Raw genomic sequence first — 24,700 nt, 5'->3', positions numbered from 1 at the left:
AAAAGGGGAGCCGATGGCTCCCCTTTTTTGTCTTGCCGACGCCCGCATCAATCAGACTGGCGGGCCGCCTTTGGCCACTGCAACCTCGCCTTGAGCAGGGTTTCCTGCCACAGGGGCCAGGCCAGCAAGGCCTGCTGATAGGCGCCAGCCTGACCGGGCAGCGAAATGCCATAGCTTGCCAGTCGATAGGCCATCACCGCATAGAAGGCATCCAGAATGCTCGCCTCGTCGAAATAGAAGGGCCCCCGCGCCTGGGACCAGAGGGTCTGCAACCGGGCCAGCTCGTCGATGACCTCCACCGGCGGTTCACTCTGGGTGGGCGCCCCCAGGAAGAAGGGCAGCAGGGTGCGGATCTGGCGAAAACCGGCGTGCAGCTCGGCGCACAGGCTGCGGGCCAGTGCCCGTTCGGCCTTGTCCACCGGATAAAGGTGGCGCTCCGGGCAGCACTCGTGGAGATATTCGGCGATGGCCAGAGAGTCGTGAATACGCAGCTCACCGTCGTCGAGCCAGGGCACCAGGCCGGCGGGGGCCGTGCGCTTGAGCCGTTGCAGCTCCTTGGCATCTTCCAGATCGAAGACCTGCTCCTGCCACTTGAGCCCGCTCATGGCCAGCACCAGCGCCGTTCTCATTGCCCAGGTGGAGCCCGTGCCCACCGTCAAAACCAGGGATCCCATCGATTGCCTCCTGCATGGGTTGTTTACTGGCCATCCCGCCGGCCCCGTGGCACGACATCCGATGACCACCTCACATTTGCGTACTGGCGGGTTTGACCCACTTGGGTAGCAGTGCTAGTTTGATTTTTCAAAACAATCGGTTAGCAACAATGTGAGCTATGGACAGCCAATTTACCATCGTCATCGCAGATGACCACCCCCTGTTTCGGGGCGCCCTCTATCAAGCGGTGCACATGGCCATCGACGACGCCAGATTGCTGGAGGCTGACTCCATCGACAGCCTTAGCCACCTGCTCGATGAACATCCCGACGTCGACCTGCTGCTGCTGGATCTCAAGATGCCGGGGGCCAACGGCTTCGAGGGGTTGGCCTATCTGCGCGGACATCACCCGGATCTCCCCATCGTCGTGGTCTCGGCCTCCGAGGATCCCGCCATCATCCAGCAGGTGCTGCGCCTGGGCGCGCTCGGCTTCATTCCCAAGTCCGTCCCCATGAAAGAGCTGGTCAGCGCCCTCAATACGGTGATCGGGGGGGACAACTGGGTGCCCGAGGGGATCTCCCTCCATCCCGAGCCCAGCGAAGGGCCCGATTTCGCCACCAAGCTGGCCAGCCTCACCCCCCAGCAATACAAGGTGCTCATCATGTTGCGGGATGGCAGCCTCAACAAACAGATCGCCTGGGAGCTCAACGTTTCCGAGGCAACCATCAAGGCCCATATCACCGCGATTTTCCGCAAACTTGGGGTCAAGAATCGCACCCAGGCGGTCATCGCCCTCCAGCAGATGGATATCAAGGACAGTTGAGCCCCTTGCCACCATCAGAGCCCATATCACTCCGCCTTCCGCAAACTCGGGGTCAAGCACCGCACCCAGGCGGTCATCGCCCTCCAGCAGATGGATATCAAGGACAGTTGAGCACCTTGTCACCATCAGAGCCCATATCACTCCGCCTTCCGCAAACTCGGGGTCAAGAACCGCACCCAGGCGGTCATCGCCCTGCAGCAAATGGGCATCAAGGACGACTGAGCTCGTCCCCGGCTGGCTCGTAACAAGCCAGCCACACCCGCCTCCCAGAAGACTCTCTGGCACCCCGCGGCAGCCGGAAACGGCCTCCCTGCACCATTTGCGGCTCGACAATTAGCACGGTCGTACTTTATGCTGCCAGCCCAGAGAGAGGAGAGCCGGATGAGCAAGGGACGTCTGACCCGCGACACCATTTTGCAGACTGCATTCGAGCAGGCGAGCCAGCAGGGGCTGGAGAGCCTCACCATAGGCTCCCTCGCAACGGCCTGCGAGATGTCAAAAAGCGGTCTGTTCGCCCACTTCCAGTCCCGCGACAACCTCCAAATCGCCGTGCTCACCCATTCCGCAGAGGTATTTCGGGAGCGGGTGATCCAGCCGGTGCGCCAACAGGGACACGCCACCCAGCAGGAGAAACTGCTCGCCCTGTTGCAGGCCTGGCTGGCCTGGAACCAGAGTTTTGCCGGCCGCTGCATGTTCCTCGATGCCTGGACCTCCGCCCAGGAGGGTGAGGTCCAGCAGGCGGCACGCGAGCTGGTCCGTTTCTGGCTCGACTACCTGGCACGCCAGGTAGTGCAGGGGCAGGCCAGAGGGGAGTGGCGCAGCGATCTCGATCCCTGGCGCGCCGTCTATCGCCTCTATGGCCTCTATCTCGGGGATCAGGTGTTCCATGCCCTGGGGCTCAGCGAGGATCCGGCCCGCCACTTCTGGCCGGAGGTCACCGCTCTGCTGGCCAGCTGGCGCTGACCCGACGGGCTCTTCTTTTTAAAAAGTCGCAAAAAAGCACGACCGTTCGCACACAAAAGACACAGGATGACCATGAGCAGCAAGATCTACTTCAACACACGCCGCTTCAGCCCGAGCAAGTTGCTGCTGGGCCTCGGCACCCGCCTGCATCACGTGCTCGCGCCCACCCACGCCAAGCGCACCGCCAGCAAGCTGCTGCTCACCCCGCAGCGGGCGACCCGGGACGTCGCAGCCCCGGCCGGCGTGGTCGAGCAGGCCATCCACACCAGTGAAGGGACCCTGATGAGCTACCGGCTCGGCCAGGGGCCGGTCTGGCTGCTGATGCACGGCTGGTCAGGCAGTGCCAGCCAGTTCTATCCGCTGATGAGTCACATCGCCGCCCAGGGCTATACGGCCCTCGCCTACGATCACCCTGCCCACGGCCGGAGCGAAGGGAACAGGGGTCACCTGCCCCGCTTCGTGCGCGCTTTCGACGAGATCCTCGAGCGGGTCGGCCCCGTCCAGGGCGTCATCACCCACAGCATGGGGGGCGCCGTCACCCTCAGCAGCCGTCACCCGGCAATCGATGCGCTGCCGCTGCTGCTCATCTCCCCGGTGCTCGACTACGTGCCCCAGCTCTACGGCATGGTGGCGCGCTCCGGCTACTCCATCCGGCTGTTCGATGCGGTGGTCAAGGAGATAGAACACGAATACCAGCACCCGCTCAGCACGGTTGACCCCCTTGGCCGGCTCGCCCGGCGCAGCGGCGCCGCCCTCATCGTGCACGATGAGGAAGACCGCTTCGCCCCCCACCGGGACTCCCTGCGCGCAACCCAGGATGGCCGCACCCGGCTGGTGAGCACCCGGGGGCTCGGCCATGGCCGTATTCTGGCAAGCCCTCCAGCCTTCGCCGCCTTCGATCAACTGAGCCAGACGCCCTTGGCAAACTGAAAATGAAACGGGCCGCAAAAATTGAGCGTGCGGCCCATTTTTATCCGGTATACAACGTCTTATAGTTGAATTGTGCGGTGGCAACCCGCCCTGGCGATCACGATAAGGCGCACCCTCATGGCCAGACCCAATACTGCTCTTCTGCTGACTGGTGGTGGTGCCCGCGCCGCCTATCAGGTCGGCGCACTCAAGGCGGTGGCCGAACTCTACCCCCGCAACATCGGCATCCCCTTCCCCATTTTGTGCGGCACCTCGGCGGGGGCTCTCAACATCACGGCGCTGGCGTGCTACGCCTCCTGTTTCCATCTGGGGGTGCGCAAGCTGGAGTGGGTCTGGCGACGTTTCGAGACCCACCACATCTTCGACTTCCACCCCTGTCAACTGCTGTGGCGCACCCTCTATCAGGGCTCGGCCGGCCTCATCACCCCCCAGAGCAACCGCGCCTTTCACCTGTTTGACAACGCCCCCCTGCGCCGTCTGCTGGATCAGCTCATCGACTATCACCGCATTGATGACAACATCCTCTACGGCAGCCTGGAGGCCATCGCCATCACGGCCTCCGACTACGATGACGGCCTCTCCACCACCTTCTTCCAGGGGCGGGCCGAACATCAGCCCTGGGAGCGCGCCAGACGACGTGGCCTGCGTACCCTGCTCACCTCGGATCATCTGCTGGCCTCGTCGGCGCTGCCCTTTGTCTTTCCCGCCACCCCCATCGGCGATCGCGTCTACGGGGATGGCTCCATCCACCAGCTGAGTCCGCTCAGCCCCGCCATCCATCTGGGGGCGGAGCGGATACTGATGGTGACCCTGGACTCCCCTCACAGGGAGAACCCGACTCCCCGCCAGGGGCACCTGACCAGCTCCAACATCGCGAGCCATCTGCTCAACACCGTCTTCTCCGACACCCTCAATTCGGATCTGGAGCGGCTCGGGCGCATCAACCAGACCCTTTCCCTCATTCCGGCACGGGAGCGCAGTCGGCTGAAACTGCGCCAGGTGGAGACCTGCGTGATCCGCCCCAGCCAGGATCTCGACCTCATCGCCCTCGAATACCTCCCACGGTTGCCGACCCAGCTGCGCCGTCTGCTGCGAGTGCTCGGGGTCAACGGCGAAGAGAGCAGCAGCCTGGCCAGCTTCCTGATGTTTGACCCCGGCTATTGCCAGCGGCTCATCAAGCTGGGATACCAGGACGCGCTGGATCACCGCCAGCGCATCGAGGCCTTCCTCGACCTGCCGGGCAGCGGGAGGCAGCAGCAGTTTCGCGAAGAGGCCTGAGGGGCCTTATCCCATGGCAAGGAGATCCTAGCGTCCCTCCAGCAGGCGCTGCTCGGCCTGTTCCATGGCCACGGCCGTGCCGAAGAGCACCAGGGTATCTCCCGCCGCCAGCACCAGCTCGCGCCTAGGATCCAGGCTGCGCTCCCCGCGATGAATCGCCTTGATGCGCACCTCTCCCAGGGCGAGATCCCGTACCCTGTGTCCCACCGCCCAGGCCTGGTCGTGCAGCAGCACGGGATGCAGCCGCTCGAGCAGTTGATCCGTCTCCAGATTGCCCGCACTCTTGCCGCCCCAGTAGAAACCGTGCAGAAAGCGATACTGGCTGCTGCGCTCGTGCTCCATGCGCCGGATCACCCGGCCGATGGGAATGTCGCAGTTGAGCAGCAGGTGGGAGACCAGCATCAGGGCTCCCTCCTGGGATTCGGGGATCACCTCGAAGGCGCCGGCCTGCTTGTAGTGTTCGAGGAAGCTGTCATCCCGGGTACGCACCAGCACCTTGATCTCCCCCGCCAGCTCCCGGATCAGCGTCAGCATGGCATCGACCCGCTTGCGATCGTCGAAGGTGATGATCACCAGCCGCGCCCGCAGCAGACCGGCCGCCAGCAGGATGTCGCGCCGGCTGGCATCGCCGAACGCCACCTGCTCCCCCGCCAGCTTGGCCTCGCTCACCCGCTCGGGATCGAGATCCAGGGCCAGGAAGGGGATCTCTTCGAGCTTGAGAAAGCGGGCACAGGTTTGGCCGGTGCGTCCGAACCCGGCGATGATGACGTGCTGGTGTTTGCTCAGGCCCGACTGGGCCACCTCGGCGCGAGAGAGCAGGGCACTGTCGGTGAGGGAGTGGGCAAGCCCCAGCGCCCGCAACACCAGCCAGGGGGTGAGGGCGATGGAGATGACACCGATGCCGATGAGCAGAGAGACCAGCTGGTGATCCAGCAAGCCGTGATGACTCGCCAGCGCCAGCAGCACAAAACCGAACTCCCCGACCTGGCTCAACATGATGCCGGCGGCCATGGCGTCGCGCTTGCGCTCCCCCATCAGGCGGCCCGCCAGCAATATCAGCAGCGACTTGCACAGAATGAGCCCCGTCACACAGGCCAGCACCTGCCACCAGGCGTCCGCCACCAGCGCCCAGTCCATGGTCATGCCGATGGTAATGAAGAAGAGCCCCATCAACACGTCGCGAAACGGCTTGATGTCCACCTCGAGCTGATGACGATAGTGGGACTCCCCCAGCATCATGCCCGCCAGAAAGGCACCGAGCGCCATGGAGAGCCCCATCCACTGGGTCAGGGAGGCCGCCAGCAATGCCACCAGCAGGGCACTCAGTACGAAGAGTTCGTCTGAACGTGCGCGCGCCACCTCGAAAAACAGCATGGGCAGCAGCCACTTCCCCACCGCCAGCAGCACGGAGAGCGCAAACAACCCCTTGAGGGAGGCCCAGGCGACCTCCGCCAGCAGGGCGCTGCCCTGCACCTCGGGCTGGGCCAGGATGGGGATCATCACCAGCAGGGGCACCACGGCAAGATCCTGGAACAGCAGCACGCTCACCCCGAGCTGGGCTCGCCGGGTATGGAGCTGCTTGAGCTCGCCGAGCTGCTTGATCACCACGGCGGTGGAGGAGAGCGCCAGGGTGCCTGACACCACCAGCGCCTGGACCAGGCTCAGCCCCCACCACCAGCCGAGCCCGAAAAACAGCAGTGAGGTGAGCAGCACCTGCAGGCTGCCGACCCCCAGCACCAGCTTGCGCATGGCGAGCAGACGCGGCAGGGAGAACTCGAGCCCGAGGGAGAACATCAGAAACACGATGCCAAGCTCCCCTATGGTCTGCATCATGGCCTGACCCGTGACGATGGCCACGCCATGGGGGCCGAGCAGCATGCCGGCAAACAGATAGGCAAGGATCACCGGCTGGCCGAGGCGCCGGAAAATGGCCACCAGCACAACGGCGAAGATCAGCAGGATCAACACATCGGCGTACACCCATCCCTCTCCTTCATCTGCCCGGCACTCTCTTCCCTGCAAGCACAGCGCCCGCTCCCCATATGGCACGCCACTCGCTCAGCGGCAGGGATTTCCCCTCCCGTTTCATCCCGTTAAGCCTAGCCAGCCCCCTTGTTTTTCATCGGACATATTTTAGGCACAGGGCTTGCAAGAGCCTGCGCAATGAATGGAGAGGTGTAAGGGCTGTAACGTGGAAAACACATCGTCATTGAACGGCTTCGGACATGGCATAGAGCAGTGGGTACAGCAGATGGAGCGGCTTGCGCCGTTGACCGGGCAGGACCGCTATCAGCAGATAGAGCAGTTGCTGGGGCAACGGGATCTTGACGCCCTGCTGGCAATCTTTGCCGAGCGGGTGGCAAACATTGTCCGGATCCACTCGCTCCAGTTCGACTGTGGCCAGCCCCATCCCCTCATCTCGCACCCGCCCCAGGCCAGGCTGACCCTGCATGCCTATCGCTTCGAGCTGCGGGGACGACACGAGCAGTTGCTCGGCCAGTTGCACTACGAGCTGGAGCACCCCCTGAGCGACGGCCAGAGGCGGTTGCTTGAGCAATATCATCAGCTGTTCAGTCTCACCCTGCCCCTCTATCTGCGGCTGGATCGGCTGGAACAGCAGGTGCGGCTCGACCACCTGACCGGGCTTGGCAATCGCGCCTACTTCGATGAGGCCATCGGCCGGGCGGTGGAGCAACACAGCCGGGAACCCCACGGCCTGGTGCTGGTGCTGCTGGATCTCGACAGATTCAAGCAGGTCAATGACACCTGGGGCCACCCGGTGGGCGACCTGGTGCTAAGCCGCTTCGCCCAGTTGCTGCAGGGGTGCATTCGCGGGACGGATCAGGCGTTTCGCCTCGGCGGGGACGAGTTTGCCCTGCTGCTGCAACCCGCGGACCCCGAGGCCTGGCGCCCGGTCTGGCTGCGGTTGCAACATGTGCTCCACAGCCACAAGGAGCTCAGCGCCTTCTCGGTGGGGTGCAGCCTGGGAGCCGCCAGCTGGCAGTCTGGCATGGATGTGCAGCGCCTCTACGAGACGGCCGATACCCATCTCTACGCCCGCAAGAAAGCCGGGGGCTCCGGCCTGCCCGAATAGGGCATCACCCTTTCGCCTCCCGGCCCCCTGTCACTCTGCGATGTCAATCCGCATCCTGGGGGACGGGGGGCCGCCACTCCCACGCCACCCCCTCTTCTGGCGCCAGAAATCCGTCGCAGACAAAGAGCCCGGCCACCAGTGCCACCTGTTCACCGTAGTAGAGGATGGGAATGCGCCCCCGCTGCCAGGAGGGCACCCCGTACTCTTGCAGCAGCTTCTTGAGCCGCCGGCTGCCCACCCGCCCCACCGGTTTCAGCATGACGCCGGGGGCGACCTGAAAACGCACCGAGAGCGGCTCGTCCCCCCTCGGTGTCCGCAACCCTTCGCCATCCGTTCTCCAGAGCCTGAACTGCCCGAGCCCGTCCGGCAGGGTGAGCGTCTCTTCCATCCGGATGGGCAGCACCTCCTCGCGGGGGGCGAGATCCGGCGCCACCAGGTACAGACGCCCCTGATAGCGGCGACACGCCAGCCCTTGCAGGCTCAGCCTGGGGTTGGCGTCATCACGCGCCAGCGCCACCTCCTGCCACAGCAGGCCCAGCAGCTCGCGGGAGGGCATCTCTCCCCCCTGACGGCGGATCCAGTGGCGCAGCAGGTTGTTGCGCCGCACGGGGGAGAGGGAGAGGAGTCCGTCAATGCGCAGCCCTTCTCCCTCACCCACCGCCTGCCAGTCCGCCTCGGCCAGCTCGCTGATAAGCGCCTCCTGCTCGGCGCACAGGGCCATGGTGCGCGCCGTCGTCCGGGCCATGGCGGGCCAGCGGTCCTTGAGCAGGGGGATGATCTGCTGGCGCAGGAAGTTGCGGTCATAGCTCGGGTCCTCGTTGCTCTCATCCTCTACCCAGCCATAAGGAAGTGACTGCGCGGCTTCCGCCAGCTCGGCCCGGCTCATGTCGAGCAAGGGGCGCAACAGATGGCCTGCGGCAAAAGGCTGGCTCGCCACCATGCCCGCCAGCCCGCGCAGACCGGCACCCCGCTTGAGCGCCAGCAGCAGGGTCTCCAGCTGATCGTCCTGATGGTGAGCGGTGAGCAGCCACTCCCCTTCCCCCAGGTGGGCGGCGAGTCGCTCATAACGCGCCGCCCGCGCCTGGGCCTCCAGGCTCTCCCCGTTGCCCCGGCAGAGCTGCACCCGCTCCACGATGAGGGGCACCGCCAATTGCCGGCACACCCCTTCGCAGTGAGCCACCCAGTCGTCGGCATGTGGGCTCAGGCCGTGATGAACGTGCAGGGCGTTCAGGGCGAGGCCGTGGGCGCGTGCAAAACGGGCAGCCAGCACCAGCAAGACGGTGGAGTCGAGCCCGCCGCTGAAAGCCACCAGCAGACCGCGGGAACCTTCCGGCGCGGGCAGGGTCTGACAAAAACGAGAATAAATACGAGAAATCATAGGCTTCCCCAATACGACCAGGCCGATCTTAGCAGAGTCGGGCTTATCAAGCGCTAACCCGGCTGCTAGAGTGAATCGCTCCCTGCGTGGGCAAGGAAGCCATATAACCCGAATTGGAATAAAACCATAATGAACAACAAGAAACACATCCTGGCCACCCTCGTCGGGCTGGCCCTGCTGGCCGGTTGCAGTCAGGCACCGAGCCAACCGGACAAACACTCCGGCCTTGCGCTGGCCAACATGGACACCAGCGTCAAGCCTGGTGACGACTTCTTCCGCTACGTGAACGGCCACTGGCTCGCCACGGCCAAGATCCCCGATGACAGGCCCGCCGACGGCGCCTTCTACCTGCTGCGGGACAAATCCCTGGCGGACGTGCGGGTGCTGGTGGAGGGGCTGGATGGCAAAGCCGCCGCCGGTACCCCGGCCCAGCAGATCCACGACCTCTACCAGAGCTATCTGGATCAGGCCGCCCGCAACGCCAAGGGCACCACGCCCCTGCTGCCAATGCTGAGCGAGATAGAGCAGATCAGCACGCCGCAGGATCTCGCCCGGGCCTTCGCCCAGAGCGCCCGCACCGGTGGCGGCTCCCCCTTCGGTTTCTGGATTGACGCCGACGCCAAGGCCCCTGACAGCTATGCCGTCTACCTCTACCAGGCCGGCCTCGGCCTGCCGGATCGGGACTACTACCTCAAGCGCGACCCCAACAGCCAGGCGCTGCTGCACAAGTACGAGCAGCACATCGCCGCCATGCTGGCCCGCTTCGGTGAGACGGATGCCCAGGGCAAGGCGAAACGCATCCTGGCCCTCGAGACCAGGCTCGCCCAGATCCAGTGGGACAACGTGGCCCTGCGAGACAGAGAGAAGAACTACAACAAGGGACCGGTGAGCGAGCTGGGGCGCCTCGCCCCCGCCATCGACTGGGACGCCTACCTGGCCCAGGCTGGCCTTGCGGGGCAGCAGAGCCTGGTCATCGGCCAGCCCACCTATCTCTCGGCCCTGAACGAGGTGATGCAGCAGACCCCGGTCGCTGACTGGCAGGCCTACCTCAAGTGGCAGCTCATCACCGATTACGCCCCCTACCTCGACAGCCAGACCGATGCCCAGAATTTTGCCTTCTTCGGCACCGCTCTTAGCGGCACGCCCAAGCAGCGCGCCCCCTGGGAGCGGGCCCTCGGGGTACTGGACAACAACCTGGGGGAGGCGGTGGGCAAGCTCTATGTCGAGCGCTACTTCCCGCCAGCGGCCAAGGCCCGTATGGAGCAGCTGGTGGAGAACCTGCGCACCGCCTACGGCCAGAGCATCCAGGAGCTGGACTGGATGTCCCCGGCCACCAAGACACAGGCCCTCGAGAAGCTCGCCAAGTTCAGACCCAAGATCGGCTACCCGGACAAGTGGAAGGACTACAGCGCCATCACCATTCGCCCCGACGATCTGGTGGGCAACCTGCAGCGGGCCCGCGCCTTCGAATACGCCGACAACCTGGCGCGCCTCGGCAAGCCGGTCGATCGGGACGAGTGGCACATGTCCCCCCAGACGGTGAACGCCTACTACAACCCGAGCAACAACGAGATCGTCTTCCCGGCCGCCATTTTGCAGCCCCCCTTCTTCGACATGACGGCGGACGATGCGGTCAACTACGGCGCCATCGGCGGGGTGATCGGCCACGAGATGGGCCACGGTTTTGATGATCAGGGGGCCAAATCCGACGGTGACGGCGTGATGCGCGACTGGTGGACGCCGGCGGATCTCAAGGAGTTTCGCTTCCGCACCAGCCGGCTGGTGGCCCAGTACAACCGCTTCGAGCCCATCAAGGGCCAGTACGTCAACGGCCAGTTTACCCTGGGGGAGAACATCGGCGATCTCGGCGGCCTCACCATCGCCCACAAGGCCTACCTGCTCTCCCTGGATGGCAAGGAGGCCCCGGTGCTGGACGGTTTTACCGGCGAGCAACGCTTCTTCCTCGGCTGGGCCCAGGTGTGGAAGGGCATGTATCGCCCCGAGCTGATGCAGATGCTGCTCGCCTCGGATCCCCACTCGCCGCCGGAATACCGGGTCAACGGCGTGGTACCGAACATCCCCGCCTTCTACGAGGCGTTCAAGATCCAGCCCGGCGACAAGCTCTATCTGGACCCGGCCAAACGGGTCAAGATATGGTGATGACAACCCGGGCAGGGGGCGGCCGACCAGCGGCCCCCTGCCCGCTTCCGACGTGGCAGGGAAGCGTCCCCTGCCCGTCACAGACACACAAGCAGCAACAAGGGTCCTCTCCATGAAAGCCTTATTCCTTACTCTCGGCCTGCTCACCCTGCCCCTCGCCAGCCAGGCGGCGGACGGCTTCTTCAAGCAGCTGACGCTCCCCTCCGGCCAGGTGGTGACCGTCAGCGAAGGGCGCGGCGAGCCCGCCTCCACCGGCAGCTACGACGTGCGCCTCTACTCCGGCGCCAACCCCCAGTTTCCGCTGGATCAGTTCATCGACGGCAAGGTGCTGCCGCGCGATGGCAGTATCAAGGAGATCAAGTTGCTGGATCTCAACGGCGACAAGCAGCCTGAAGTCATCGTCGTGGTGGAGAGCGCCGGCAGCGGCAGCTACCTGAGCGCCGACGCCCTCACCATCAATCCCCAGGAGGGGCTGGAGAGCTTCAACCACGTGGAGGGGCTGGCCCCCAGTGACGATGTGATTGAGGCCCTCAAGACTCCCCGCGACTGACCCCCCACGCCCCGTATCACGGGGCGTTTTTTACCCCGCACCTCCCGATGCGGTGCCCACGGCCCCCACAGGGCGGATGGACGACTGTTTTTTCTGTGCCTATAATCGCCGCACCCTGCCATAACGAAACACAAGGAGGTAAAAAATGGTTATCCAAGCGTGTCCGATGTTCTCGGCTCGCCTGTTCGGCACATTCAAGTGCTCTTGCCTGCATACCATCGCGCTGCGATAGCGGGTTCGAGCAAAGCCGACTCCCTTCCATACCGAGACCTTTCTCGACTCTGCCGTTGTCGCCAGCGCTCCTGATGACAGGGATCTTCGATCCCGCGATTTAAGAGAGCAAGAGCATGACAACCCTGATGAGTACCCATTCCCTGCAGATGAGTGCGGGGCACCTTCCCTTATTTGATCACCTCGAACTCGGCATTCGCGCAGGCGACCGACTCGGCCTGATTGGCGCCAACGGCTGCGGCAAGAGCACATTGCTCGCGCTGCTGGCGGGCGAGCGCACGCCCCAGGCCGGCCGGGTCGTGCAGGCCGCCGCCTGCCGCTGCGAGTTCGTGGCCCAGCAACTGCCCGCCGGGCTTTCCACCCTCAGCACCCGCGCCGTGCTGCTGGATGCACTGGGCAACGACCCCGCCGCCGAATGGCAGGTGGACAAGCTGCTGGCCGAACTGCAGCTGGAGGCCCAGGCCGCGCTGCCGGTCAGTGCACTGAGCGGTGGCCAGCACAGCCGGCTGCAGATAGGGCGCGCCCTGCTGCGTCAACCCAACCTGCTGCTGCTCGATGAGCCCAGCAACCACCTGGACTTGCCCGCCTTGCTCTGGCTCGAGCAGTTTCTGCTGGGCTGGCGCGGCGCCTTCGTGCTGGTCTCCCACGACGGTCGCCTGCTGGACAGCGTCACGGATCAGACCCTGATCCTGCGAGACGGCCAGTTGCACCGCTTCGCCCTGCCCTGCAGCCAGGCCAGGGCGGCACTGGCTGCCGAGGATGAGCAGGCCCGCCTGCGCCGGGCAGATGAGCAAAAGGAGATAGACCGCCTGAGCGCCAGCAGCAAGCGCCTCGCCATCTGGGGGCGGGAGCATGACAACGAGAAGCTGGTGCGCCAGGCCAAGTCCATGGAAAAGCGCATCGCCCGCCTGCAGGAGGAGCAGAGCCAGGTGGCGGCGCTGGCCCCCTGGCGGCTCGAGCTGCGCGGAGTGAGCCTGCCCGCCGACACCCTGCTGCGACTGGAGGCCCTCGACGTATCGCCGGCACCGGCACTGCCGCCGCTGCTGCGTGCCGAGGGACTCTGGCTGCGGGCAGGGGACAGGGTCGCCCTGCTCGGTGCCAACGGCACCGGCAAGTCCTCCCTGCTGCGCCAGTGCTGGCGCGAACTGACCATGCAGAGTCCGCAGGCAGGCTGGTACTGCCACCCCGGCGCCAGCATCGCCTATTACGATCAGTCCCTGCAGCAGCTGGCTGACGACGCCACCCTGAGCGATGCCCTCTACCCGCTGGCCCCCCTTCCTGAAGGGGCTCGGCGTCAGGCGCTGATCCGGGCGGGCTTCCCCTATGTCCGCCACGGCCAGCAGGTGCGCACCCTGAGCGGGGGGGAGCGGGCACGGCTGCTGTTCCTCGCCTTGTCCCTCGGCAGCCACCACATGCTCTGGCTCGACGAGCCCACCAACCACCTGGATCTGGCGGGCAAGGAGGAGCTGGCTGACGCCATTGCCGCCTTCCCGGGGGGCGTGCTGCTGGTCTCCCACGACCGGGAGCTGATCGAGCGCAGTTGCAACCGCTTCTGGCTGATACAGGACGGGCGCATCCAGGAGGCTCACAGTGCCGAGCGGGCCTATGCCGAGCTGCTGGGCGATGCCCCCTTGCCGCAGGCGGGCAGCCCGGCTCGATCAGGTGACCCGCAGACCGCGGCCGCCACGGGGGATGACGAAGAGGCGCTGCTGGCGCGCTGGTATGAGCTCGATGCCCTGCTCGCCGCCGATCTGGCCCGCAAGCCCAGGCACCAGACCCCGCGCCTGCAGCAGCAGTGGCGTGACGAGCTGGCGCGCCTTGCCGAGCGGCTCGGGTTTGCCTGACGCCAGCCCGGATCATCCATCTCTTGTTACGCAACACACGCGGCCAGCCACGGCTGGCCGCAAGGAGTCATCATGACATCAGCACCACCCCACATCAGGCTGGATCCCGTCACCGACACCGACCTGCCCCATATCTTCCGCGGCCTCTCCGATCCCCGGGTCGTCGCCTACTACGGCGTCAGCTACGACAGCCTGGCGGCATGCCGGGCACAGATGGATTGGTATGCCGAGCTGACCCGCACCGGCCGTGGCGCCTGGCATCTCATTCGCGACCGACTCTCGGGCGAGCCGCTGGGGGCCATCGGCTACAACGATGCCGACCCGACTCACCGGTGTGCCGAGCTGGGCTACTGGCTCTATCCCGAACACTGGGGCAAGGGGGTGATGAGCGCGGCGCTGCAACTCTGGCTACCGCTCACTTACCGCACCACCGACCTGCACCGGCTGCTGGCAGTGGTGGAGGAGCCCAACCTCCCCTCCGCCCGCCTGCTGGAGCGGGCCGGTTTTCACTACGAGGGCACGGCGCGGGAGTGCGAGCGCAAGGGGGATGGCTTCATCTCCCTGCGCCACTACGCCATCTTGCGCAGCGACCTGCCCGCCAGCCTGTGACCCGCAACAACAAGCCCCGCACTGCGGGGCTTTTTTTCGGGAGTTACTTGATGGCGCAGACACCCTCATCGGACGCCGAGCGGCGGCGTCTGCGCCGCCACAGGGAGAAGCCGCCATACCCCAGGCTCAGCACGACGGCATAGAGCACCTGGGTGGCGAGGGCCAGCAGCACCAGGGCACAGAGCAGCACGCTGAGGCCCGCCAGCCCCTTGCCGGTCCCCGACAACAAGCGCCAGCCGGCCGCCATGCAGAGCAGATAGACCAGCACGAAGTTGCCATTGGCGTAGCGGATCAACGCATCGAGGGGCAGACGCAGCCAGAGGATCAGGGTGATGGAGACGAAACAGATGGCGAGCACCCAGGCAAGGGCATGCAGGGGAGCGCCCCGGGCCGAGAGGCGAGAGAGGGAGACCGGCAGTTTGCCCTCCCGCGCCATGCTCCAGATAAGGCGCGCAAAACCTTGCAGGTAGATGTTGATGCTGGCGAAGCAGGAGAGATAGCCCAGCACCGCCACCAGCCACTTGGCGGTGGGGCCGAACAACAGGGAGAGCAGGGCCGGAATGGCGGTGGCATTGGTCGCCTCGTCCCCGTAGAGGTCATATTTGAGCACCACCAGCGAGTGCACCCAGTAGATGAGCCCCGCCAGCAGCACGCCCCCCAGCAGGGCAAGGGGGTAGTCCCGCTCTGGCCGCTTGAACTCCTCCCCCATGTGAGCGAAGGCCTCGAGCCCCACGAAACACCAGAACATCACCGCCAGCGCCGAGCCCATGGCGGGCCATTCGCTCGCCGTTGGCAGAGGCTGGGCGGCATCGCGCCAGCTGAGATCCCCCTTGACCCAGATAAGCAGGGTGAGCCCCAGGATGGCCAGGGCGATCAGCAGTTGCAGGTTGCCGGAGGAGCGCGCTCCCCGCAGCCCCAGCAGAAAGACCCCGAGCAGGGTGAGCAGCTGGATGCCCCAGAGGGTCCACTCCCCCATGTCGAACAGGGCGTGCCAGAAACCGGCGGCGATGGTGAGGGCGGCAGGCAGGCCCACCGGCAGCACCGCCAGAAAGAGGAAAGCAGAGAAGCGCTCGGCGCCGTTGCCAAAGGCGAGGCCAATCAGATGGGGGGCGCCCCCCGCGTGGGGATAACGCCGCCCGAGGCGGGCGAAGGTAAAGGCGATGGGCAGCACCAGAGCAATCAGCAGCAGCCAGGCCCACAGCGACGCCCCTCCCGCCAGCGAGGCAGCGGTGGCCGGTACCACGAAGATCCCGGTACCGAGCAGGGAGGTGGCGAGCAGCCCCATCCCCTGCCAGAGCCCGAGATCCTTTTTCAACCCAGACATATCCTGTTGTCCCGTCTAGAAAAACATCCCGCCATGTTAGGCCGCCACCACCGCTTTGTTAAGCATTTGTGCCCATAAAAAAACCGCCCCGGGGGGCGGCTTTCTCACTGGGATGAACGCTGTCATCAGGCAATCAGCTTGTAGATGATGCCGGACATGGCGATGAGGCCGATGAGGGTGACGAAGCCGTTGCTGAGGTTGCCGGCATATTTGCGCATGGCCGGTACCTTGGCGATGGCGTACATCGGCATCAGGAAGAGCAGCATGGCGATGATGGGGCCGCCCAGATCTTCAATCATGCCGAGGATGCTCGGGTTGATGGTGGCCACGGCCCAGGTGGTCAGGATCATGAAGACCGCGGTCACCTTGTTCAGCTGCTTGACGTCGACGTTCTTGCCCTTCTCGCGCAGGGACTTGGCCATCAGGCCGTTCATGCCCTCTTGCGCACCCAGGTAGTGACCCAGGAAGGACTTGCTGATGGCAACCATGGCGATGAGCGGTGCCACGGTGGCGATCACCGGGTTGTCGAAGTGGTTGGCCAGGTAGGAGAGGATGGAGATGTTCTGCTCCTTGGCCGCCGCCAGGTCAGCCGGGGAGAGGCTCAGCACGCAGCTGAACACGAAGAACATCACTGTCATCACCATCATGACGTGGGCGCCCAGCAGGATATTGCTGCACTTCTTCTCGGCGTTGGCGCCGTAGCGGCCTTTGTTGTCCACCGCGAAGGAGGAGATGATCGGGGAGTGGTTGAAGGAGAACACCATCACCGGGATGGCCAGCCACAGGGTCTTGATGAAGTCGCCGTTGAAGGCCTCACCCAGCGCAGGGGCTTCGGTGATGATGGCACCGTTCCAGTGCGGGATCAGGTAGACCGCCAGGCCCATCAGGGTGACCACGAACGGGAAGACCAGCACGCTCATCGCCTTGACGATGACCTGGCCGCCCAGGCGAACGATCGCCATCAGACCCAGGATCAGCACCAGGGAGAGGATGGCACGGGGAGGTGCCGTCATGCCCAGCTGGTGCACCATCAGGCTCTCGACGGTGTTGGTGATGGCCACGGAGTACATCAGCAGGATGGGGTAGATGGCGAAGAAGTAGAGCAGGGTGATGAACTTGCCTGCGGTCTTGCCGAAGTGCTCTTCCACCACCTCGGTGATGTCGCCGTCACGGGTGGAGCCGGACAGCACGAAGCGGGTCAGGCCACGGTGGGCGAAGAAGGTCAGCGGCAGGGCCAGGATCAGCATGGCGACCAGCGGCCACAGGCCACCGACACCGGCATTGATCGGCAGGAAGAGGACACCGGCGCCGATGGCGGTACCGTACAGACCCAGCATCCAGACCACGTCGGCCTTGTTGATGCCACGGGAGGAGGCTTTGCTCAAGCTGCCTTCAACTGCAATGTTCATGTCAGACATAGGGGTGTTCCTGTCATCAAGGAAAGTGGGATCTTAACTTGTCAGTGGGCCTGGGCCCGGTTCCTTTCCCTGGAACTCCAGCTATTCGTCCTGTTTGTTCCTCCGCCCCGGCCATCCGGCCGCCACTCCCTGTGGCAACCTGATTGCAACAAACACGGGCGGGGAGTCGTAATACAGAGGGGATCGTGCTCGCTCGTTAACAACGGGATAACGCTCACCTCATCCGATGAGATGACTCTAGTTAAAAGGCACTATTAATCACAGCGTTTTTTTGAATTAATCAACCAAAGTTTGATTGGAATCGCCTTTCCGTCGCTTCAGATCACACTTGAATCGCCATATTGCGATTTTTTTTTAACATATAAACTTTTTGGTGTGATCCACCTCACCTTGAGGCGCGCAACAATTTTGTCACAACCCCCTCATTGCCCCCCGATTGTCTCCCGTCGCCCCATGGCGTACCCTTTGTGTCCGCCCCTTTTCTGCGTACCGACCATGACCCTCTCCCGCACCGATCTCGCCGAGCTGGCCGTGTTTGCCGCCGTCGCCCGTCACCGCAGTTTCAGCAAGGCCGCCCTCGAGCTCGGGGTCTCCGCCTCGGCCCTGAGTCATGCCCTCAAAGGGCTGGAGAGTCGCCTGGCCGTCAGGCTGCTCAATCGCAGCACCCGGGCCGTGGTGCCGACCGAGGCAGGAGAACGGCTGCTGGCCCAGGTACTGCCGACCCTGGGGCAACTGGAGGCGGCACTGGCGGAGCTGACGCGCCACGCGGGCGAACCCGTGGGCAGGCTCAGGCTCTGTGCCCCCCGAGCCGCCATCCAGGAAGTGCTGGCCCCGGTGCTCATCGACTATCTGGTGCGCTACCCGCGCATGCAGGTGGAGGTGGAGGAGCTGGAGCTGATGCCCCGCCTCATCGAGGATGGCTACGACGCCGCCCTCTTTTACGGCGACCTGCTGCCCCAGGAGATGATCTCGGTTCCCCTGGGCCCGCAGCAGCGCTATCTGGTGGTGGGCTCCCCCGACTATCTGGCACGGCGTGGCACCCCTCGCCACCCCTCGGATCTGCGCCAGCACGACTGCATCGGCTACCGGCTCACGCCCCATCACCACTATCGCTGGGCCTTTGCCGCCGAGGGGGAACTGCTGGAGATCGAAGTGACGGGCCCGCTCACCACCAGCACGCCCGCGCTCTACCTGGGGGCGGCCGAGGCGGGGCTCGGGCTCGCCTACTGCCATGAAGGGGAGGTGTTCGACGCCCTGGCATCGGGGCGGCTGGTGAGCGTGCTGGATGACTGGAGCCCCAGCTTTGCCGGGTTCAACCTCTTCTATCCGGGCCGGCACCAGCTGGGGCAAGGGCTGCGAGCCCTGATCGACATGCTGAAGGAGTATCACAGGATCCGTTAATTGATGAGCCGCATTCAGTAATCCATCAAATGAAAGCCTGATTATCAATTAATCCATAAGAAACTAGACTGTCTGCTCGATTCCGGCCCTTTTCCCGAGTACAGATATGTCCGCCTACTTCCGCCTGCGTCAACGGGCCATGGCCCGCCGTTTCTGGGGCTATGCCCTCCCCTCCGTCATGGCCATGCTGGTCTCCGGCGCCTACTACCTGGTGGACGGCATCTTCGTCGGCCACTATGTGGGGGCCGCCGGCCTTGCCGGCATCAACCTGGTCTATCCGGTCATCATGGTGCTCATCGGCCTCGCCGCCATGATCGCCATGGGGGCCGCCACCGCCATCTCCTTCCAGCAGGGCGCCAGGAACCTCGCTCTGGCCCGCCAGGCTCTGGTCAGCGCCCTCTGGCTGCTGCTGATCCTGGGCACGGTAGCGCCGCTGCTGCTGCACCACTGGCACACCGATATCCTGCAGGCCCTGGGAATGACCCCCGGCACCGACACCTGGCAGCAGGCCAGCGACTACCTCACCTGGATTGGCGGTGGCACCCTGCTGCTCGCCAGCAACCTGGCGGTGCCCTACCTGCTTCGCAACGACGGCCGCCCTCGCCTCGCCATGGTACTGGTGAGCGGCGGCGCCCTCCTCAACATCCTGCTCAACTACATCATGGTGGGCCGGCTCGGGCTCGGCCTCACCGGCACGGCCCAGGCCACCCTCCTCTCGGAGGCCATGGTCAGCCTGCTCGGCCTGGGGTACTTCTTCACCCGCCACGCCCGGTTGCGGCTGACCTGGCGCCAGCTGGTACCCCGCTTCCCGGCCATGCCCGGCCTGCTCTTCACCGGGCTGCCGAGCCTCATCGCCCAGTTCAATCTGGGGCTGCTGTTGCTGCTGCACAACAGCCAGCTGATGGTGCACGGCACGGTCAAGGATCTGGCGGGCTTCACCGTGGCGGGATACACGGAGGCGGTCTTCATCGTCATCCTGCAGGGACTGGCGTTTGGCATCCAGCCCCTGGTGAGCCAGGCAGCCGGGGCCGGGCGCCATCGCGACCTCCAGTTCCTGATGGCGATGGGGCTCAAGATCACCCTGGTCTATGGCCTGGGGGTCTGGCTGATTGTCCAGCTGCTGCCGCAGCCGGTCGCCATGCTCTACACCGGGGATCAGGACGCAGAGCTGCTCGCCGCCGCCATCAGCAGCCTGACCCTCAACCTCGCTGCCCTGCCCCTGGAGGGGATCGTCATGTTCGGCATCGTGCTGTTGCAGGCCATGGCCCGCACCCGCCAGGCCCTCGTCATCTCCGTGGCCAAGACGGTGCTGCTGCTGCCCCTCATCTTCCTGCTGCCCCTCTGGTGGGGGCGCGACGGGGTCTTGATGGCCCAGCCCGCCACCGTGCTGCTGCTGACGCCCCCCCTGTGCTGGCTGCTGTGGCGGGAGTGGCGGGCCCTGAGCCCTGCCGGAGGGCGTGCTTCCGCCCCCATGCACCGGGCGCTGACCGCCCCCTGAGACCCGCCCCCGGCGTCCCCCCACAAAGGTCGCCCATAAAAAAAGTCCCCGCATGCGGGGACTTTTTATTGGAAGCGGCAGATCAGCAGTAGCCGTAACCCAGCAGACGCTGGTAGCGCTGCTCCAGCAGTTGCTCGCTGTCGAGGGGGCGCAGGGCATCCAGATCCTGCTTGATGCGTGCTTTCAGGTGCTTGGCCATCTTCTCCACGTCGCGGTGGGCACCGCCGAGGGGCTCCTCGACGATGTTGTCGATGAGCTTCAGCTCCTTCAGGCGCTGGGCGGTGATGCCCATGGCATCCGCCGCCACCGAGGCCTTCTCGGCGCTCTTCCACAGGATGGAGGCGCACCCTTCCGGCGAGATGACGGAGTAGGTGGAGTACTGCAGCATGTTGACCCGATCGCCCACGCCGATGGCGAGAGCGCCGCCGGAGCCGCCTTCACCGATCACGGTGCAGACCACCGGCACGGTCAGGCCGGCCATGACTTTCAGGTTGCGGGCGATGGCTTCGGACTGGCCACGCTCCTCGGCACCGACACCGGGGTAGGCACCCGGGGTGTCGATGAAGGTGATGATCGGCATCTTGAAGCGCTCGGCCATCTCCATCAGGCGCAGGGCCTTGCGGTACCCTTCCGGACGCGGCATGCCGAAGTTGCGCTTGATCTTCTCCTTGGTCTCGCGCCCCTTCTGGTGACCGATGACCATCACTGGCTCGCCGTCGAGACGGGCGATGCCGCCGACGATGGCCTTGTCATCGGCATAGGCGCGATCCCCGGCCAGCTCGTCGAAATCGGTGAAGATCTGCTCGATGTAGTCGAGGGTGTAGGGGCGCTGGGGATGACGTGCCATCTGGGATACCTGCCAGGCACCCAGATCGCCGAAGATCTTCTTGGTCAGCTCTTCGTTTTTCTTCTCCAGCCGGCGAATGTCTTCGCTGAGATCCACGGCACTGTTGTGCTCGCTCACATGGCGCAGTTCATCGATCTGTGCCTGCAACTCGGCGATCGGCTGTTCAAAATCCAGAAAAAGACTCATAGGGACAATAGATCCTCTAATCAAAAACCAATTCAACCCGCTCTCGTCCAAGCAGGACTCGCAAGTCATCTATCAGTTGATCGGTGGGCGTCACCCGCCACTCGGTACCGAGCGTCAATCGCACCCGGGAACCGGGGCGACGATAGTTTACCTGAACCGGACAGACTCCGGCACGGGCGGGCTCCAAAATCTCGCACAAACGCGGGAAAAAGCGCTCGTCAATGCGTTGTTCATCGAGGGAGATGCGGATTGCCCTGGCAAAACGCTCCCTCGCATCGTTGATATCCAGCAACTCGCGGGCCGACATTTTAAGGCCACCGGAGAAGTCATCAAAGCTGACCTGTCCAGAAACCACTAAAATACGGTCTTTTTGCATCAATTCTTCGTATTTTTCCAGCGCTTCACTGAAAAGGGTCACATCCAGACGGCCGGATCTGTCGTCCAGGGTGAAGATCCCCATCTTGTTGCCGCGCTTGGTCACCATGCTGCGCGCCGCGATCACCAACCCCGCCGCCGTGGTCACCGTATCCCGGGAGGTGGGATGCAGATCGCACAGTCGACCCGAGGTGTAGCGCCGCAGCTCGCTGCTGTACTGGTTGATGGGGTGACCGGTGAGGTAGAGCCCGAGGGTCTCACGTTCCCCTTCCAGCCACACCTTGTCGGGCCAGTGCGGCACGTTGGCGAACGCCTTCTTGACGTCGTCGATCTCCTCCGTGAGCACGCCGAACATGTCGACCTGCCCCACCGCCTGGGCCTTGGCGTGCTGCTCGGCGGCGCGCATCGCCTCCTCCAGGGTCGCCATCAGGGCGGCGCGGTGGGGGCCGAGCCTGTCCATGGCGCCGGAGAGGATGAGCTTCTCCATCACCCGTTTGTTGAGCTTCTTGATGTCGACCCGGTTGCAGAAGTCGAACAGGTCGCGGAACGGACCGTCCCGATCCCGCGCGTCCAGAATCGCCTCGATGGGCCCTTCCCCTACTCCCTTCACCGCGCCGATGCCGTAGACGATGTGGCCGTCCTCGTTGACGCTGAAGCGGTAGCGACCGGTGTTGACGTCCGGCGGGATCACGGTCAGCCCCATGCGCTGACACTCGTCCACCAGGGTCACTATCTTGTCGGTGTTGTCCATGTCCGCGGTCATCACCGCCGCCATGAACTCCGCCGGGAAATGGGTCTTGAGCCAGAGGGTCTGGTAAGAGACCAGCGCATAGGCAGCGGAGTGGGACTTGTTGAAGCCGTAGCCCGCAAACTTCTCCACCAGATCGAAGATCTTCATCGCCAGTTCGCCGTCGACGCCGTTCTTGACCGCCCCCTCCTCGAAGCCGGCCCGCTGCTTGGCCATCTCTTCGGGTTTTTTCTTGCCCATGGCCCGACGCAGCATGTCCGCGCCACCCAGCGTATACCCCGCCAGGGTCTGGGCGATCTGCATCACCTGCTCCTGGTAGAGGATGATGCCGTAGGTGGGCTCGAGTATGGGTTTGAGGCTCTCGTGCTGCCACTTCTCGTCCGGGTAGGAGATGGCCTCCTTGCCGTGCTTGCGCTCGATGAAGTTGTCCACCATGCCCGACTGGAGCGGGCCCGGGCGGAACAGGGCCACCAGCGCGATCATGTCTTCGAAGCAGTCGGGCTGCAGCCGCTTGATGAGGTCCTTCATGCCGCGGGATTCGAGCTGGAACACCGCCGTGGTCTCGAAACGCTGCAAGAGGGCGAACGACTTCTTGTCGTCGATGGGGATGGCGGCGATGTCCACCGGCGGCTTGCCCTCTTTGGCAAGACGGGGGTTTATCATGCCAAGGGCCCAATCGATAATGGTGAGGGTGCGCAGCCCCAGGAAGTCGAACTTCACCAGGCCCGCGTACTCCACGTCGTTCTTGTCGAACTGGGTGACCGGGTGATGCCCCTCGTCGTCGCAATAGAGCGGCGCGAAGTCGGTGATCTTGGTAGGCGCGATCACCACGCCACCGGCGTGCTTGCCGGCGTTGCGCACCACCCCTTCCAGGCGGCGGGCCATGTCGATGAGGTCCTTGACCTCCTCGTCTTGCTCGTAGAGCTCCGGCAACTTGGGCTCGGCTTCGAACGCCTTGGCGAGGGTCATGCCGGGGTCGGGCGGGATCAGCTTGGAGATGCGATCGACAAAGCCGTAGGCATGGCCCAGCACCCGGCCCACGTCCCGCACCACCGCCTTGGCCGCCATGCTGCCGAAGGTGATGATCTGGGACACCGCCTCCCGGCCGTACATCTCGGAGACGTGATCGATCACCTCGTCGCGCCGGTCCATGCAGAAGTCGACGTCGAAGTCAGGCATGGAGACCCGCTCGGGGTTCAGGAAACGTTCGAACAGCAGGTCAAATTCCAGCGGATCCAGATCGGTGATCTTGAGGGCATAGGCCACCAGCGACCCCGCCCCCGAGCCCCGGCCCGGACCGACGGGGATGCCGTTGTCCTTGGACCACTGGATAAACTCCATCACGATGAGGAAGTAACCCGGGAAGCCCATCTGGTTGATCACTTTGAGCTCGATGTCGAGACGCTCGTCATACTCGGGACGGCGCTCGGCCCGCACCGCCGGATCCGGGAACAGGAAGGCCAGCCGCTCCTCCAGCCCTTCCTTCGACTTCATGACCAGGAAGTCTTCGGTGGTCATGTCGCCGGTGGGGAAATTGGGCAGGAAATACTCGCCAAGGCGCACCGTCACGTTGCAGCGCTTGGCGATCTCCACCGTGTTTTCCAGGGCTTCCGGGATGTCGGCAAACAGCTCCGCCATCTCCTCCTGACTGCGCAGGTACTGCTGGGGGCTGTAGCGGCGCGGTCGGCGCTTGTCCATCAGGGTGTAGCCGTCGTGGATGGCGACCCGGATCTCGTGGGCATCGAAGTCATCGGCAGTGAGGAACACCACCTCGTTGGTGGCCACCACCGGCAGTTCGAACTCGGTGGCAATGGCCACCGCCATGTGCAGGTAGACCTCCTCGTCAGGGCGGCCGGTACGCAGCAGCTCCAGGTAGTAGGCATCCGGGAAGTGGGTCTGGTAGAAGGCGAGGCAATGCTCCACCATCTGGCGGTTGCCCTTGAGCAGGAACTTGCCCACATCCCCCTCGCGCCCGCCGGAGAGGACGATCACCCCCTTGGCATGTTCGCCAAGCCAGGCCTTGTCGATGACGGGGCGCCCCTGCACATGACCGCGCTGATAGCCGCGGGAGATGAGCAGGGTGATGTTCTGGTAGCCGTCGTTGTCCATGGCGAGCAGGGTGAGGCGGAACTGCTCGTCCCCAAGCTCGTCGCTCTGCACCCAGAAATCCGCCCCGACCAGGGGCTTGATCCCCTTGCCGTGGGCAGAGCCGTAGAAGCGCACCAGGCCGCACATGTTCATCTGGTCCGTCAGGGCCAGGGCCGGCATGTTGTTGGCGGCGGCAGCGGAGACGATGGGACCGATCTTCTGCAGGCCGTCGACCATGGAGAAGTCGGAGTGCACCCTCAGGTGGATGAAACGGGGATCAGCCATGGTCACGCCCTCTCAT

The 24,700-nt window shown here is 64.6% G+C and carries 18 protein-coding genes and 2 pseudogenes; 13 read left to right on the top strand and 7 right to left on the bottom strand.

The window, feature by feature from the left end:
- Positions 1–47 precede the first annotated feature (47 nt).
- Positions 48–674, bottom strand: coding sequence for a glutathione S-transferase (locus AB5Y80_RS01150; RefSeq protein ID WP_151028455.1), 627 nt, complete (start codon positions 672–674; stop codon positions 48–50).
- Positions 675–832: 158 nt separating this feature from the next.
- On the opposite strand from AB5Y80_RS01150, the gene AB5Y80_RS01145 reads away from it, so the two are divergent.
- From AB5Y80_RS01145 to AB5Y80_RS01120, 6 genes and pseudogenes are all read left to right on the top strand, one after another.
- On the top strand, positions 833–1,477 hold the full coding sequence (locus AB5Y80_RS01145) for a response regulator transcription factor (RefSeq protein WP_010673435.1): 645 nt from the start codon (positions 833–835) through the stop codon (positions 1,475–1,477).
- Positions 1,478–1,507: 30 nt separating this feature from the next.
- Positions 1,508–1,588, top strand: a pseudogene (locus tag AB5Y80_RS01140) (DNA-binding response regulator); the annotation flags it as partial.
- A gap of 30 nt (positions 1,589–1,618) precedes the next feature.
- Positions 1,619–1,699, top strand: a pseudogene (locus AB5Y80_RS01135) (DNA-binding response regulator); the annotation flags it as partial.
- A gap of 159 nt (positions 1,700–1,858) precedes the next feature.
- Positions 1,859–2,440: a helix-turn-helix domain-containing protein gene (locus tag AB5Y80_RS01130; protein WP_309563406.1), complete on the top strand. Its 582-nt coding sequence runs from the start codon at positions 1,859–1,861 to the stop codon at positions 2,438–2,440.
- Between the two features lie 72 nt (positions 2,441–2,512).
- Positions 2,513–3,370: an alpha/beta hydrolase gene (locus AB5Y80_RS01125; RefSeq protein WP_368172423.1), complete on the top strand. Its 858-nt coding sequence runs from the start codon at positions 2,513–2,515 to the stop codon at positions 3,368–3,370.
- Between the two features lie 117 nt (positions 3,371–3,487).
- Complete coding sequence (locus AB5Y80_RS01120) at positions 3,488–4,648, top strand: patatin-like phospholipase family protein (protein ID WP_368172422.1); 1,161 nt, start codon at positions 3,488–3,490, stop codon at positions 4,646–4,648.
- A gap of 27 nt (positions 4,649–4,675) precedes the next feature.
- On the opposite strand, the gene AB5Y80_RS01115 is transcribed toward AB5Y80_RS01120, so the two are convergent.
- Entirely contained in the window at positions 4,676–6,628 is a 1,953-nt protein-coding gene (locus tag AB5Y80_RS01115) for a cation:proton antiporter (protein WP_368172421.1), read from the bottom strand.
- 187 nt (positions 6,629–6,815) lie between these two features.
- Here AB5Y80_RS01115 and AB5Y80_RS01110 point away from each other — a divergent pair, with 187 nt between their 5' ends.
- The gene (locus AB5Y80_RS01110; RefSeq protein WP_041214696.1) at positions 6,816–7,742 is read left to right on the top strand and encodes a GGDEF domain-containing protein; all 927 of its coding nucleotides are present in this window, start codon (positions 6,816–6,818) and stop codon (positions 7,740–7,742) included.
- Positions 7,743–7,785: 43 nt separating this feature from the next.
- On the opposite strand, the gene tilS is transcribed toward AB5Y80_RS01110, so the two are convergent.
- Positions 7,786–9,120 (bottom strand): tRNA lysidine(34) synthetase TilS, encoded by a 1,335-nt coding sequence (gene tilS, locus AB5Y80_RS01105; RefSeq protein ID WP_223930364.1) that lies wholly within the window; start codon positions 9,118–9,120, stop codon positions 7,786–7,788.
- A 129-nt stretch (positions 9,121–9,249) separates the two neighbouring features.
- On the opposite strand from tilS, the gene AB5Y80_RS01100 reads away from it, so the two are divergent.
- The 4 genes from AB5Y80_RS01100 (at position 9,250) to AB5Y80_RS01085 (ending at position 14,514) form a co-directional block, all read left to right on the top strand.
- Positions 9,250–11,280 carry a M13 family metallopeptidase gene (locus AB5Y80_RS01100; RefSeq protein WP_368172420.1) on the top strand — a complete coding sequence of 677 codons (2,031 nt, stop codon included), beginning with the start codon at positions 9,250–9,252 and terminating at the stop codon, positions 11,278–11,280.
- Between the two features lie 112 nt (positions 11,281–11,392).
- Positions 11,393–11,830 carry a PliI family lysozyme inhibitor of I-type lysozyme gene (locus AB5Y80_RS01095; protein ID WP_010673427.1) on the top strand — a complete coding sequence of 146 codons (438 nt, stop codon included), beginning with the start codon at positions 11,393–11,395 and terminating at the stop codon, positions 11,828–11,830.
- A 347-nt stretch (positions 11,831–12,177) separates the two neighbouring features.
- Positions 12,178–13,905, top strand: coding sequence for an ABC-F family ATP-binding cassette domain-containing protein (locus tag AB5Y80_RS01090; protein ID WP_368172419.1), 1,728 nt, complete (start codon positions 12,178–12,180; stop codon positions 13,903–13,905).
- A 72-nt stretch (positions 13,906–13,977) separates the two neighbouring features.
- Positions 13,978–14,514, top strand: coding sequence for a GNAT family N-acetyltransferase (locus tag AB5Y80_RS01085; protein ID WP_323880175.1), 537 nt, complete (start codon positions 13,978–13,980; stop codon positions 14,512–14,514).
- A 43-nt stretch (positions 14,515–14,557) separates the two neighbouring features.
- On the opposite strand, the gene yjeH is transcribed toward AB5Y80_RS01085, so the two are convergent.
- Positions 14,558–15,838: an L-methionine/branched-chain amino acid transporter gene (gene yjeH, locus AB5Y80_RS01080; protein WP_042015548.1), complete on the bottom strand. Its 1,281-nt coding sequence runs from the start codon at positions 15,836–15,838 to the stop codon at positions 14,558–14,560.
- Positions 15,839–15,963: 125 nt separating this feature from the next.
- The gene (locus AB5Y80_RS01075; RefSeq protein WP_039039437.1) at positions 15,964–17,256 is read right to left on the bottom strand and encodes an HAAAP family serine/threonine permease; all 1,293 of its coding nucleotides are present in this window, start codon (positions 17,254–17,256) and stop codon (positions 15,964–15,966) included.
- A 495-nt stretch (positions 17,257–17,751) separates the two neighbouring features.
- Here AB5Y80_RS01075 and AB5Y80_RS01070 point away from each other — a divergent pair, with 495 nt between their 5' ends.
- Both AB5Y80_RS01070 and AB5Y80_RS01065 read left to right on the top strand, forming a co-directional pair.
- On the top strand, positions 17,752–18,657 hold the full coding sequence (locus tag AB5Y80_RS01070; RefSeq protein ID WP_039039436.1) for a LysR family transcriptional regulator: 906 nt from the start codon (positions 17,752–17,754) through the stop codon (positions 18,655–18,657).
- A gap of 106 nt (positions 18,658–18,763) precedes the next feature.
- Positions 18,764–20,155 carry an MATE family efflux transporter gene (locus AB5Y80_RS01065; RefSeq protein WP_324051545.1) on the top strand — a complete coding sequence of 464 codons (1,392 nt, stop codon included), beginning with the start codon at positions 18,764–18,766 and terminating at the stop codon, positions 20,153–20,155.
- 82 nt (positions 20,156–20,237) lie between these two features.
- Here AB5Y80_RS01065 and accA read toward each other — a convergent pair whose 3' ends face one another.
- Together accA and dnaE are read right to left on the bottom strand one after the other, a co-directional pair.
- Complete coding sequence (gene accA, locus AB5Y80_RS01060; RefSeq protein ID WP_041211295.1) at positions 20,238–21,188, bottom strand: acetyl-CoA carboxylase carboxyl transferase subunit alpha; 951 nt, start codon at positions 21,186–21,188, stop codon at positions 20,238–20,240.
- Between the two features lie 16 nt (positions 21,189–21,204).
- Complete coding sequence (gene dnaE, locus AB5Y80_RS01055) at positions 21,205–24,684, bottom strand: DNA polymerase III subunit alpha (RefSeq protein WP_042015569.1); 3,480 nt, start codon at positions 24,682–24,684, stop codon at positions 21,205–21,207.
- Between the last annotated feature and the right edge of the window lie 16 nt (positions 24,685–24,700).

This window comes from Aeromonas sp. R2-1 (assembly GCF_040908425.1).
Taxonomy (GTDB): Bacteria; Pseudomonadota; Gammaproteobacteria; order Enterobacterales; family Aeromonadaceae; genus Aeromonas; species Aeromonas caviae.
The sequence above is the reverse complement of the archived record's forward strand: the minus strand, read 5'-3'. Positions and strand labels throughout refer to the sequence as shown.